Origin of the sequence: Tsuneonella aeria (genome assembly GCF_009827495.1) — a bacterium.
Taxonomy (GTDB): Bacteria; Pseudomonadota; Alphaproteobacteria; order Sphingomonadales; family Sphingomonadaceae; genus Tsuneonella; species Tsuneonella aeria.
In genome coordinates this window covers 912,535-923,862 of sequence record NZ_WTZA01000001.1, presented here as the reverse complement: position 1 = coordinate 923,862, position 11,328 = coordinate 912,535, and the positions used below count along the sequence as shown (strand labels likewise).

The following is an 11,328-nucleotide window of genomic DNA, read 5'->3' as shown; positions in this document are numbered from 1 at the left end:
TTTCCCCGATGATGGCTTTCACCCACCTTTCGCGCAATCCGCGCCGCGCCACCGTGGCAGCCGGGCTGGCGCTTGCCGGGGCGGCGCTGGCCGCTTTGGGTGCCAACGCGATCTGGGCGCAGATCGCCGGCGATCGCGGCATCGCGGCCGTGGCCGCGTCCGGCGACATCCACGTGCGCGGGGTGGAGGTGGACGTTACCGGCAAGGATGCGGCGGACGCGCGCGACAAGGGCTGGCAGGAAGCCATGCGCCTGGCGTGGAAGAAGATCGGCGGCCCATCGATCCCCGATGGCCAGTTGTTCGGCCTGGTATCCTCCGTGGTGGTCGAATCGGAACAGCTGGGCCCGACACGCTACGTGGCGCGTCTCGGCGTCGTGTTCGACCGGGCGCGCGCGGGCGGCCTGCTGGGCCGGGGGGAGGCGATCGCGCATTCGGCCCCGATGCTCCTGGTGCCCGTGACCTATTCCGGCGGCACGCAGACGGTCTATGAACGGCGCAACCCGTGGCAGCGCGCCTGGGCCGAATACCAGCCGGGGGCGAGCCGGATCGATTACGTTCGCCCATCGGGTTCGGGCGGCGATTCGCTCCTGCTGACGGCGGGGCAGGTCAACCGCCGCAGCCGCACATGGTGGCGCAACGTGCTCGACCAGTTCGGCGCGTCGGACGTGCTCGTCGCGATCGCGCGGCTGGAACATCAGTATCCGGGCGGCCCCGTCCGGGGCGAGTTCACCGCGCGCCATGGGCCGGACAACACCTATCTTGCCAGCTTCACGCTGACCGCCCCCAGCCAGGAAGCCTTGCCCGAAATGCTCGACCAGGCGGTCCAGCGCTTCAACGCCATCTACGAACAGGCGCTCGCCGACGGGAAGCTGGCGCCCGATCCGACCCTGGCGCTGGGTGAGCCCCAGATCGACCCGGCGATCCAGCAGATGATCGAGCTGGGACGGCTCGCGGGCCAGCGGGATCGCGCAGCCGAGGCCGCGGCGCGCCGTGCGCGCGAGGCGGAGAAACCGGCGGAGGCGGAACCCGCCAACGATCCGGAGACGACTTCGGTCGTCAACACCTACGCCGTCGAGTTCCTGACGCCCGACGCCGCATCGTTCGACGATGCGCTGGCGGGCGCGCGGGGCGCGGTCGGCGTGCGATCGGCCACGCCGACCAGCACCGCGGTGGGGGGCACGTCGGTCATGACGATCGCATTCGGCGGCACGCTTTCCGAGCTTGCGACGGCACTTCGCGCGCGGGGCTTCACCGTGCGGCAGACCAGCAACTCGCTCGTCATCAGCCGGTGAGGCGGACGGGCGGCGCCAGGGATCGCGGCTGATGGGCCAGTTCGCCCTGCCGCTGTCGGTGCGGCGGGCCGATGACCCGGGCCGCGTCGTGGTCGGCAACGCCAATCGCGCCGCGGTCGACGCGCTGGGCGAACCGGCCGCCTGGCCATATGGCACGGCAATCCTCGCCGGCCCGCCGCGCAGTGGGAAGAGCCTGCTGGGGCGCTGGGTCGAAGGGCAGGGGGGTGCCGATGTGCTCGACCGGGCGGACACGCTGGACGAGACCGAGCTGTTTCATCGCTGGAACCGCACGCAGGAAACCGGCCGTCCGCTGCTGCTGATCGCCGCCGACCCGTGGACGATCCGCCTTCCCGACCTGCGCAGCCGCCTGGGCGCCGCGCTCCACCTGGCGATCGGGGTGCCGGATGACGACATGGTCGCCGCGCTGATCGCGGCCCATGCCGAAGCGCGCGCCCTTGCGCTGGGCGACGGGGCGCTTACCTACCTGGTTCCGCGGCTGGAACGCAGCTTTGCCGGGATCGAGGCGGTGGTCGCGACGATCGACAGGCTGAGCCTGGAGCGCAAGACCCCACCGACCCAGTCGGTCTGGCGCGACGCACTCGACGCGGTGCAGGGCCTGGAGCAGCCGCGCTTGCTTTGAAGCGCGAAGGATGGGAGTTTCGGGGCGCGATGTTCGAGCGACTGACCGGCTATCTCGATTCCATACGCGCGCGCGACCCCGCGCCGCAGTCGCGCTGGGAAATCCTGCTCTATCCCGGCGTCCTCGCCGTCGGGCTGCACCGCGTGGCGCACTGGCTGTACGAGGCGAAGCTCTATTTCCTCGCGCGGTTCGTGAACCACTTCAGCCGGTTCCTGACCGCGATCGACATCCATCCCGGCGCCACGATCGGGCGCAACCTGTTCATCGACCACGGCTTCACCGTGATCGGCGAAACGGCCGAGATCGGCGACAACGTCACCATCTACCAGTGCGTCACGCTGGGCGGCACGAACCCCACCAACGGCGTGGGCGGCAAGCGTCACCCGACGCTGGGCGACAACACCATCATCGGTTCGGGCGCCCAGATCATCGGGCCCATCACCATCGGCACCCGCGCCCGGGTGGGGGCGAACGCGGTGGTCACCGACGATGTCCCCGAAGGGGCGACGATGATCGGGCTCAAGGCGCGCTCGACCCTCGTGCCGGCGGAGGAGTGGATCAAGGAATTCATCCCCTACGGCACGCCCTGTGACGAACCGTGCACCCCCAGCCGCGACTGCGTGGAGAAGCTGGAGGGCGACCTGGCTGCGCTGCGCGCCGAACTGGCGGAGCTGAAGGCGGCGCTGCCCGGTTCGCGGCCCCGGCCCGCCCCCCGCCGCACAGGGGCCAAGCGCGGGTGACGGGTCCGTCCGGCGGCGGATCGATCGTCCCTTTCCCCGGCCGCGCGCCAAGCCAGGTCGGCTTCGAACGGGTGGAGCTGGGGCGTATCCTCGACCTGTACGGACGCATGGTGGCGGCGGGCCAGTGGCGCGATTACGCGATGGACTTCACCCGCGATTATGCCGTGTTCGCGGCATTCCGGCGCGCGGCCGAGCGCCCGCAGGCGCGGATCGAGAAACGACCGGCCCTGCGCGTCCGGCAGGGCATGTGGACCCTGTTCGGCGAACACGGCCAGGTCCTGAAGCGCGGGCACGAACTCGCCGGGGTGCTGGCCCCGGTCGAGCGCCGCCTGCTCCGTTCCGTCGCTGATTAGTCGCGGGCGCTGGTGGGCGCCGCATCGCCGACCACCTTCTGCATTGCCTTGAGGATCGCGCCCGACTGTTCGGCGCCCGAATTCGGCGCCTGGAGCCCGGTCTGCGCGCTGATCGCGTCCCAGTGGGCGGCAAAGCCTTCCACGGTGCGTTCGTCTTCCGGCAGCCACACCGCTTCGTTCATCACCACCCAGGCAGAATGGTAGCCCCCGGCGCCCGCGCCCACGATCGCGTTGGTCGGCGCATCTTCGCTGACGAGATACAGGGCGGCCGGAACCACGTTTTCCGGCGCGAACAGCTTGAACGCCTGTTCGGGGAACAGGTCTTCGGTCATCCGCGTGCCGGCGACCGGCGACAGCGTGTTGACGCGGATGTTGTATTTCGCGCCTTCGAGCTGGAGCGTCTTGGTAAGACCCGCAAGGCCCAGCTTGGCCGCGCCGTAGTTCGCCTGGCCGAAATTGCCGAACAGGCCGGTGCTGCTGGCCGTCATCAGGATGCGCCCGTAGGCCTGCTCGCGCATCAGGTCCCAGCACGCCTTCGTGGCGTTGGCAGAACCGTTGAGGTGCACGTCCACCACGAACCGGAAATCCGCCGGTTCCATCTTGGCGAACGTCTTGTCACGCAGCACGCCGGCGTTGTTGATGAGAATATGCACGCCGCCCCACTTCTGCCGGGCATCGGCGACCATCTTTTCCATCTGTTCGTATTCGGTGACGGAGGCGCCGTTCGACATCGCCTGGCCCCCAGCGCGTTCGATCTCCTCGACCACCTGGAGCGCCATGTCCGAATGACCCGTGCCGTCACGCGCGCCGCCCAGATCGTTCACCACGACCTTCGCGCCGCGGCGCGCCAGTTCCAGTGCATATTCGCGGCCAAGACCGCCGCCTGCGCCGGTCACGATGGCGACCTTGTCGGTGAACGAGATGGTCATGGCAGATGTCCTTTTTCGATAGTGATGTGCGGGTTGACGCGTCCGTAAACCATGGAGCGGCGTTGGCAACAACCGCGCGGTGATGCAACCGCGCGCGCCGCGCGCCGCGCCCCGCGCCCCCTAGCGCTCGCCCAGACGCTCCAGCGCCGGGACCAGCTCGGCGAACGAATCGATGACGGCGTCTCCGCCCAGCTCCGTCGGCGGGCGGTCGCAGTAACCGTATCCCGCCACGACGACCGGCACCCCGGCGGCGCGCGCCGCAGCGACATCATAGCTGCTGTCGCCGACATAGACGAAGCTGCCGCCGCCGAGCATCGCCCGCGCTTCAAGCAGCGGGTCCGGCGCGGGCTTGGAGCGGCCCTTGCCCAGCGTGTCGCCGCCGAGGATCACGTCGAACCTTTGCGCGAGGCCGAGCGCATCGAGGATCTGCCGTGCGAAACTTTCGAACTTGTTGGTGATCAGCGCCAGCCTTGCCCCGCGCGCGGTGATCGCGCCCAGCGTGTCCTCCACCCCCGGATACGGGCGCGTGTGGTCGCTGTTATGATCTGCGTAGTAAGCCAGAAGCGCCTTGTAGAGCACCTGGAATTCATCCTCCGGCAATCCGCCGCGGCTGTCCGTCACCCGGCGCAGCATGGCCTTTGCACCGCCGCCGATCAGACCTTCGATCCCGGCCAGCGGCACCGGCTCCTGCCCGCCCACGACCAGCGCATGGTTGACCGCCGCGCCGAGATCGCGGTGCGTTTCGAGAAGCGTGCCGTCGAGATCGAGCCCGACGATATCGAAAGGGAAATCGGCCATCCGCCATGGCGGTAGCGCCGATTCTTTCAACCGCAAGGAATTGGTGGCATGGCCCGCCCCATGGATATCACCAGAGAATTTGCCGCCGTCATCCTCGCCGCGGGGAAGGGCACCCGCATGAAAAGCCAGGTGCACAAAGTTCTGCACCCGATCGGCGGGCGGGCGATGCTGCACCACTTGATGGCCAGCGTGAACGAACTGTCGCCCCGGCAGACGGTCGTCGTGGTCGGCAGCGGACGTGACCAGATCGAAAGCGCGGTGGCAGGCCGCGCGGCGACGGCGCTGCAGGAACCGCAGCTCGGCACCGGCCACGCGGTGCAGCAGGCGGCAGCTGCGCTGGCCGGCTTCACCGGCGACGTGCTGATCCTCTATGGCGACGTGCCCTTCGTGCGGCCCGCCACGATGCAGCGCATGCTCGACCGCCTGCACGCGGATGACGCGCCTGCCGTGGTGGTCCTGGGGTTCGAGCCCGCCGACACCTTGCAGTACGGCCGCGTCATCGCGGCGGCGGACGGCACGATTGAGAAGATGGTCGAGCACAAGGACGCAAGCGCGGCGGAGCGGGCATGCCGGCTGTGCAATTCGGGGCTGATGGCGGTGCGGGGGCCGGACCTGTTCGCGCTGCTGGACCGGGTGGGCAACGACAACGCGGCGGGCGAATACTACCTCGTCGATGTCGTCAACGTCGCCCGCGCCGACGGGCGCAAGAGCGCAGTGGTGGTAACCGACGATCCGGGCGAGGTGGCCGGAATCAACAGCCGGGGCGAGCTGGCCGACGCCGAAGCGCAGTGGCAACGCTTCCGCCGGGACGAGGCGATGGCCGCCGGCGTGTCGCTCCGCGCGCCTGACACGGTGTTCTTCAGCTACGACACCGTGCTGGGACGCGACGTGACGATCGAACAGAACGTGGTTTTCGGCCCCGGGGTATCGGTCGCGGACGGCGCGACGATCCGCGCCTTCAGCCATCTGGAAGGGGCAAAGGTCGGCGAAGATTGCCAGGTCGGCCCCTTCGCGCGGCTGCGGCCGGGTGCGGTGATGGAAAAGGGCGCCAGGGTCGGCAACTTCGTGGAGATGAAGAACGCGACACTTGGCGAAGGCGCGAAGGCCAATCATCTCACCTATCTTGGCGATGCCGACGTGGGCGCGGGCGCCAATATCGGCGCCGGGACGATCACCTGCAATTACGATGGCTATTTCAAGCACCGCACCGTGATCGGGCCGCGCGCGTTCATCGGATCGAACAGCGCGCTGATCGCGCCGGTGCGGATCGGCGCGGACGCCATCGTGGCCGCTGGCAGCGCCGTCAGCCGTGACGTGGACGAAGGCGAACTGCGCATGGTCCGGGCGGAACAGCTAGTGAAGCCCGGCTGGGCCGACCGTTTCCACGACGCGATGAAGAAAAAGAAGGCGCAGGAACGCAGCGCGGGGAAAAAGGGCTGAGCCTGACCGACCGCGCCTGCTGGCTGTGCAACCGGCCGCTGGGCAACCGGTTCCAGATGCACCACACGGTGCCAAAGGCCAAGCGCGGGCGCGAAACGGTGGCCCTGCACCCCATATGCCACCGGGCGATCCATGCGAACTTCACCAACGCGCAGCTTGCGCGAATTGGCGGGGATCGGGCCGCATTGCTGGAAAACGCGGCAATGGCGAAGTTCGTGGCATGGGTGGCCGACAAGCCACCCGATTTTCACGCGCCGACGCGCATTGCCCGCTGACCGTTCAGGCCAGTTCCCTGGCCCGATGCCCGTCCACCTTGTCCTCCCAGGTGCGGAATTCGCTGCGGCTGAGGAGGTAACGCCGGCGGGCTTCGTCGAACGTGATCACTTCGTCACGCACCGCCCGGACCACGTCGCTCTTGCGCTGGTCGGACCAGTGCACGCGGTGGGATTTGGGCAGGCCGGCGCGCTTGATCGCTTCGGCAACGGTGCTGTCGTAAGGGTAAGCCATCTTGAATTCTCCTCCGCCCCCTCGAGAGCCAGAAGTGGACGGAGAGAGTTAATTCCATCTTGCCGACCATGGCTTACGCCGGGTTAAGCATCCCAGTCGAGCCACTCGTGCGACGAAGCGATTATCTCGGCCAATCAAGCACCTGGCGCACGGCGAAAAGCGCGATGGCGGCCGCGGCCATGTCGGCCAGCCAGTCCACCCAGTCCGCATCCCGGTGAAGGGCGGGAATGGCCTGGAACAGCTCGATCGCGGCGCCGAATACCGCGAGCCAGGCGAACAGGACGATGACGGGCTTATCGCGCCAGCCGGCCGCCGCGAGGCAGCCCAGCGTGGCGAAGGCGATCATGTGCTGGACTTTATCGCCGGGCGCCCCGGGCAGCGCCGGGGGGCGGGGGAGGAGCGCCATGACGAATGCGAAGAGGACGCATGCCACGAACGCGCGCCGCAGCCATCGCTGCGTGCGCGGATCGTCCAGCATCTGGCGAATGGTCAGCCCTCGGCGTGTTCGGCCAGCACGGTGAGGCCGTTTTCGCCCACTTCGGCAAAGCCGCCGCGCACTTCGATCGTTTCCGGCGCCGCACCGGCGGTGCGATAGACCTGCAGCGCGCCGTCGCGCACCGTGCTCATGAAAGGTGCGTGGCCTTCCAGCACGCCGAAGTCGCCTTCGGTGCCCGGGACGACCACCATGTGGACGTCTTCCGAACGCACGAGCTTGGCAGGGGTGACGAGTTCGAAGTGCAGCATGATATCCGGTCCGTTGGGTTCAGCCTGCCAGCGCAGCGGGGCGCGCCATCAGGCAATCGTATTCGAGTACGCTTCCCGCAGCGGTGCGGTTGACGATCGAAAGGTTCATCAGCGCAAATCCCAGCGCTTCGTAATAGGCGAGGGCGTCGATATAGCCGGGCTGGCCGGCATACAAGGGCTTGATCGAGACTTCCGATTGCAGGCCCAGCATGCGGGGCAGGGCCGCTTCGCCGCCTTTGCAGACTTCGAGATCGTAGCCTTGCGTGTCGATCTTCAGGAAATGGCGCGCGTCGGCGCCGACCAGCCCTTCGATCCGGTCGAACACGTCGTCGAGCCGGCGGACCTCGATCGCGATCGTTTCGCTGACCGCGGGCGTCTCGCCGGGCAGGGGATCGAGGAACGAGCTGTAGACCGTGCCCGCACCGGACCCCAGGACATTGAAGCGCTTCGTCTCCGCCTTGCTGCCCAGCGCGAAGTTGAAGGTGTGCCAGCGTGCGTCGCGGTTCGCGGCCTCGGCGATGATGGCGTATTCGCGGGGCATCGGCTCGAACGACACTATGTGCCCGGTGTAACCGGTGCGGCGCAGGCGGTCGGCGAATTGGCCGGTGTTGGCCCCGACATCGAGCACGCAATCGATCCGCAGGCGGGCGAGCAGGTCGGCGGTGTAGGAAAGCTCGAGATACTTCTGCACCAGCGACCCGGCGGGGATGCGTACGCCGGCCCTGATGGCGCGCAGTGCCACGTCGGTGAACACGCCGCTCACCCCCGCTTCGGCGCAAATGCAGTTCCGGCCGCGTGCGGGTGCACGCGGCCGGACATTGCACAGGTCATGGACCGTGGTGGGATCAAGCCTCGTCGGCCATCTTCTTGGCCTTTTCGACCGCTTCCTCGATCCCGCCGACCATGTAGAAGGCGCTCTCGGGCAGGTGATCGTACTCGCCGTCCACCACTGCCTTGAAGCTCTTCACGGTGTCTTCCAGCTGGACGAACTTGCCCGGGATGTTCGTGAACACTTCGGCCACGTGGAACGGCTGGCTGAGGAAGCGCTGGATCTTGCGGGCGCGCTGGACGGTCAGCTTATCTTCTTCCGACAGCTCGTCCATGCCGAGAATGGCGATGATGTCCTGCAGGCTCTTGTACTTCTGCAGCACTTCCTGGACGCGGCGGGCGGTCTGGTAGTGCTCCTCGCCCACGACGCGCGGTTCGAGCACGCGGCTGGTGGAGTCGAGCGGGTCGACCGCCGGGTAGATGCCGAGTTCGGAGATCGCGCGGCTGAGCGTCGTGGTCGCGTCGAGGTGCGCGAACGAAGTTGCCGGCGCCGGGTCGGTCAAGTCGTCCGCCGGCACGTAGATCGCCTGGACCGAGGTGATCGAGCCCTTGGTGGTCGAGGTGATGCGTTCCTGCAGGTTGCCCATGTCGGTCGACAGGGTCGGCTGGTAGCCCACCGCCGACGGAATACGGCCGAGCAGCGCCGACACTTCCGAACCGGCCTGGGTGAAGCGGAAGATGTTGTCGACGAAGAACAGCACGTCCTGGCCTTCCTGGTCGCGGAAGTATTCGGCCATCGTCAGGCCCGACAGCGCCACGCGCGCACGGGCGCCCGGGGGCTCGTTCATCTGGCCGAACACGAGCGCGACCTTGCTGCCTTCGCTGGTCGGATTGCCTTCGGCGTCCTTGGCGATGACGCCGGCGTCGAGGAATTCGTGATAGAGGTCGTTGCCTTCGCGTGTGCGCTCACCCACGCCGGCGAACACCGACACGCCGCCGTGGCCCTTGGCGATGTTGTTGATGAGTTCCTGGATCAGCACCGTCTTGCCGACGCCCGCGCCGCCGAACAGGCCGATCTTGCCGCCCTTGGCGTACGGGGCGAGGAGGTCGATGACCTTGATACCCGTGACAAGGATCGCCGCTTCGGTCGACTGGTCGACGAACAGCGGGGCTTCGGCGTGGATCGGGGCGCGCTGGGTGGCGCCAACCGGGCCGCGTTCGTCGATGGGTTCACCCACCACGTTGAGGATGCGGCCGAGGGTCTGCGGGCCGACCGGCACCGAGATCTGCGCGCCGGTGTTGGTCACGCTCTGCCCGCGGGTGAGGCCTTCGGTCGCGTCCATCGCGATCGTGCGCACGGTGTTCTCGCCGAGGTGCTGGGCGACCTCGAGCACCAGCTTGTTGCCGTTGTTGTCGGTTTCCAGCGCGGTCAGGATCGCCGGCAGTTCGCCTTCGAAAGCGACGTCGACGACGGCGCCGATCACCTGCGCGATGGTGCCGTTAGTGGTCTGGTTCAGAACGGGGGCGGTGGCCATTTTCGTTTCCTGTTGAATAATTCGTCTCAGAGGCGTTCGAACTTGAGACCTTCGTTTGACACACTCAAAATGCGAATTCGTACTGACTTTACTGCGATAACCGTCGGCAACTCGGATACGTCGAACTCAAGCTCTTGGGTGAACGCGGGCCGGGCGAGGTCGTTCAGAAATTCCCGATAATCGAGCTTGATGGTGCCTTTGGAGTAGCCGTTAAAGATCAATACGTTCTTGAATCCGTTGCCGGCCACGCTGGTTTGCTGGGTAGATCGAGAATAGGCGGTCCTTGGAACCTTGCCTGCGCTCCCTCCGGCAGCGTTAATCCGGTCAAAAGTCCCGTCTCGGTCATCGTCGTATGCGCAGGCTTCGGTATACTGGCCGCCAATTGTGTTGTGAGCCAATCCCGGGGCACATGCTTTGATCGCTTTGTCGTGAGGAACGATAACAAGCTTCGTTCCGGCTGGAATGGTCGCCCGCCAAGCGATCCAACCCTTAGTCATTTCGCCCTCAGGTATTAGAACATCCTGGGTGACAATCGAATAATTGGAATGTTCATAGATCGTCGAACCAATCGTCTGGGTGACGACCTCTCCCACCGCGGGCGTCTCCACATTCACGTGCTGCACCGTTTCCGCAGCGTTTGCCGAAGATACGCCGATCATCAGCGACGCAATTAGGAAGACCCGCAAAACCATTAGAGGGCCTCCGCGCCCGCGATGATTTCAATGAGTTCGGTGGTGATCGCGGCCTGGCGGCTGCGGTTGTACTGGATGGTCAGCTTGTTGATCAGCTCGCCCGCGTTGCGCGTGGCGTTGTCCATCGCGGTCATCGAGGCGCCCTGTTCGGACGCCTGGTTTTCGAGCAGCGCGCCGAACACCTGGGTCTTGAGGTAGCGCGGCAGCAGCTCGGCGAGGATTTCCTCCTCTTCCGGCTCATACTCGACCGATGCCTGGCTGGCGGCGGCCGCGGCGGGCGCGGGGACGGGGATGATCTGGATCCGGGTCGGTTCCTGGGTCAGCGCGCTCTTGAACTTCGAGAAGAACAGGTGTGCCACGTCGAACCGGCCGCCTTCGTACATCTCGGTCAGCTCGGTAACGATCCGTTCCGCTTCGGCATAACCAGGTTCGCGCACGTCGGTGGTGTCGAACATCTGCGCGATGTTGCCGGGGTGCGCGCGGCGGATCGGTGCGCGGCCCTTGCGGCCGACGAGGTAGAAATCGACGTCCTTGCCCTCGGCCTTCAATTCGCGCGCCTTGGCGAGCGCGGCGCGGACGATGTTCGAGTTGAACGCGCCGGCGAGGCCCTTGTCGCTGTTGGCGACGACCAGCAGGTGGCGCTGGTCCTTGCCGGTGCCGGCGAACAGCTTGGGCGCGCCGTCACCCGAAACCTTGGTCGCCAGGCTGGCCATGACCGCGCCCAGACGCTCGGCATAGGGGCGCGCCGATTCGGCGGCCGCCTGCGCCTTGCGCAGCTTGGCAGCCGCGACCATCTGCTTGGCCTTGGTGATCTTCTGGGTCGACTTGACCGAGTTGATCCGGCCCTTGAGTTCTTTCAGCGAGGCCATTTCGGCTCCCTAGCTAGTCTC

At 67.0% G+C, this 11,328-nt stretch carries 15 protein-coding genes; 6 read left to right on the top strand and 9 right to left on the bottom strand.

Annotated features, from left to right (window positions below; genetic code table 11):
- Positions 1-8: 8 nt before the first annotated feature.
- The 4 genes from GRI40_RS04490 to GRI40_RS04475 are packed head-to-tail and all read left to right on the top strand — an operon-like array spanning position 9 to position 3,025.
- A complete protein-coding gene (locus GRI40_RS04490; protein ID WP_160610235.1) occupies positions 9-1,292 on the top strand; it encodes a heavy-metal-associated domain-containing protein in 1,284 nt (427 codons plus the stop codon).
- A 31-nt stretch (positions 1,293-1,323) separates the two neighbouring features.
- Positions 1,324-1,932, top strand: coding sequence for a P-loop NTPase family protein (locus GRI40_RS04485; protein ID WP_160610234.1), 609 nt, complete (start codon positions 1,324-1,326; stop codon positions 1,930-1,932).
- Between the two features lie 29 nt (positions 1,933-1,961).
- Entirely contained in the window at positions 1,962-2,672 is a 711-nt protein-coding gene (gene epsC, locus GRI40_RS04480; RefSeq protein WP_160610233.1) for a serine O-acetyltransferase EpsC, read from the top strand.
- Positions 2,669-3,025 (top strand): DUF2794 domain-containing protein, encoded by a 357-nt coding sequence (locus tag GRI40_RS04475; protein WP_202390323.1) that lies wholly within the window; start codon positions 2,669-2,671, stop codon positions 3,023-3,025. The genes epsC and GRI40_RS04475 overlap by 4 nt, the downstream gene beginning before the upstream one ends.
- Here GRI40_RS04475 and GRI40_RS04470 read toward each other — a convergent pair.
- Both GRI40_RS04470 and gph read right to left on the bottom strand, forming a co-directional pair.
- Complete coding sequence (locus tag GRI40_RS04470; RefSeq protein WP_160610232.1) at positions 3,022-3,954, bottom strand: SDR family NAD(P)-dependent oxidoreductase; 933 nt, start codon at positions 3,952-3,954, stop codon at positions 3,022-3,024. The two genes, GRI40_RS04475 and GRI40_RS04470, sit on opposite strands and share 4 nt — an antisense overlap.
- Before the next feature lie 120 nt (positions 3,955-4,074).
- Complete coding sequence (gene gph / locus GRI40_RS04465) at positions 4,075-4,752, bottom strand: phosphoglycolate phosphatase (RefSeq protein ID WP_160610231.1); 678 nt, start codon at positions 4,750-4,752, stop codon at positions 4,075-4,077.
- Between the two features lie 48 nt (positions 4,753-4,800).
- Between gph and glmU the strand changes: the two genes are divergently transcribed.
- Positions 4,801-6,192, top strand: a complete 1,392-nt coding sequence (gene glmU / locus GRI40_RS04460) for a bifunctional UDP-N-acetylglucosamine diphosphorylase/glucosamine-1-phosphate N-acetyltransferase GlmU (RefSeq protein ID WP_160610230.1) — start codon at positions 4,801-4,803, stop codon at positions 6,190-6,192.
- 56 nt (positions 6,193-6,248) lie between these two features.
- Positions 6,249-6,467: a hypothetical protein gene (locus tag GRI40_RS04455; protein WP_237488994.1), complete on the top strand. Its 219-nt coding sequence runs from the start codon at positions 6,249-6,251 to the stop codon at positions 6,465-6,467.
- 4 nt (positions 6,468-6,471) lie between these two features.
- Here the strand turns inward: GRI40_RS04455 and GRI40_RS04450 are convergent, their stop codons facing one another.
- From GRI40_RS04450 to GRI40_RS04420, 7 genes are all read right to left on the bottom strand, one after another.
- Entirely contained in the window at positions 6,472-6,699 is a 228-nt protein-coding gene (locus GRI40_RS04450) for a DUF1153 domain-containing protein (RefSeq protein WP_160610229.1), read from the bottom strand.
- A gap of 121 nt (positions 6,700-6,820) precedes the next feature.
- Positions 6,821-7,177, bottom strand: a complete 357-nt coding sequence (locus GRI40_RS04445) for a VanZ family protein (protein WP_237488993.1) — start codon at positions 7,175-7,177, stop codon at positions 6,821-6,823.
- A gap of 11 nt (positions 7,178-7,188) precedes the next feature.
- On the bottom strand, positions 7,189-7,446 hold the full coding sequence (locus tag GRI40_RS04440) for an ATP synthase F1 subunit epsilon (RefSeq protein ID WP_160611396.1): 258 nt from the start codon (positions 7,444-7,446) through the stop codon (positions 7,189-7,191).
- Positions 7,447-7,462: 16 nt separating this feature from the next.
- Entirely contained in the window at positions 7,463-8,206 is a 744-nt protein-coding gene (locus GRI40_RS04435) for an FkbM family methyltransferase (RefSeq protein WP_160610228.1), read from the bottom strand.
- Between the two features lie 82 nt (positions 8,207-8,288).
- Complete coding sequence (atpD, locus tag GRI40_RS04430; protein ID WP_160610227.1) at positions 8,289-9,746, bottom strand: F0F1 ATP synthase subunit beta; 1,458 nt, start codon at positions 9,744-9,746, stop codon at positions 8,289-8,291.
- 26 nt (positions 9,747-9,772) lie between these two features.
- Positions 9,773-10,405 (bottom strand): hypothetical protein, encoded by a 633-nt coding sequence (locus GRI40_RS04425; RefSeq protein ID WP_160610226.1) that lies wholly within the window; start codon positions 10,403-10,405, stop codon positions 9,773-9,775.
- A 32-nt stretch (positions 10,406-10,437) separates the two neighbouring features.
- The gene (locus GRI40_RS04420; protein ID WP_160610225.1) at positions 10,438-11,307 is read right to left on the bottom strand and encodes a F0F1 ATP synthase subunit gamma; all 870 of its coding nucleotides are present in this window, start codon (positions 11,305-11,307) and stop codon (positions 10,438-10,440) included.
- Positions 11,308-11,328 lie beyond the last annotated feature (21 nt).

Excerpts from the sequence above, each read along its gene's own strand:
- GRI40_RS04490 (WP_160610235.1), top strand. The coding sequence starts at position 9 with ATGATGGCTTTCACCCACCTTTCGCGCAATCCGCGCCGCGCCACCGTG.
- GRI40_RS04485 (WP_160610234.1), top strand. The coding sequence starts at position 1,324 with ATGGGCCAGTTCGCCCTGCCGCTGTCGGTGCGGCGGGCCGATGACCCG.
- epsC (WP_160610233.1), top strand. The coding sequence starts at position 1,962 with ATGTTCGAGCGACTGACCGGCTATCTCGATTCCATACGCGCGCGCGAC.
- GRI40_RS04470 (WP_160610232.1), bottom strand. The coding sequence starts at position 3,954 with ATGACCATCTCGTTCACCGACAAGGTCGCCATCGTGACCGGCGCAGGC.
- gph (WP_160610231.1), bottom strand. The coding sequence starts at position 4,752 with ATGGCCGATTTCCCTTTCGATATCGTCGGGCTCGATCTCGACGGCACG.
- glmU (WP_160610230.1), top strand. The coding sequence starts at position 4,801 with ATGGCCCGCCCCATGGATATCACCAGAGAATTTGCCGCCGTCATCCTC.
- GRI40_RS04455 (WP_237488994.1), top strand. The coding sequence starts at position 6,249 with ATGCACCACACGGTGCCAAAGGCCAAGCGCGGGCGCGAAACGGTGGCC.
- GRI40_RS04450 (WP_160610229.1), bottom strand. The coding sequence starts at position 6,699 with ATGGCTTACCCTTACGACAGCACCGTTGCCGAAGCGATCAAGCGCGCC.
- GRI40_RS04445 (WP_237488993.1), bottom strand. The coding sequence starts at position 7,177 with ATGCTGGACGATCCGCGCACGCAGCGATGGCTGCGGCGCGCGTTCGTG.
- atpD (WP_160610227.1), bottom strand. The coding sequence starts at position 9,746 with ATGGCCACCGCCCCCGTTCTGAACCAGACCACTAACGGCACCATCGCG.
- GRI40_RS04425 (WP_160610226.1), bottom strand. The coding sequence starts at position 10,405 with ATGATCGGCGTATCTTCGGCAAACGCTGCGGAAACGGTGCAGCACGTG.
- GRI40_RS04420 (WP_160610225.1), bottom strand. The coding sequence starts at position 11,307 with ATGGCCTCGCTGAAAGAACTCAAGGGCCGGATCAACTCGGTCAAGTCG.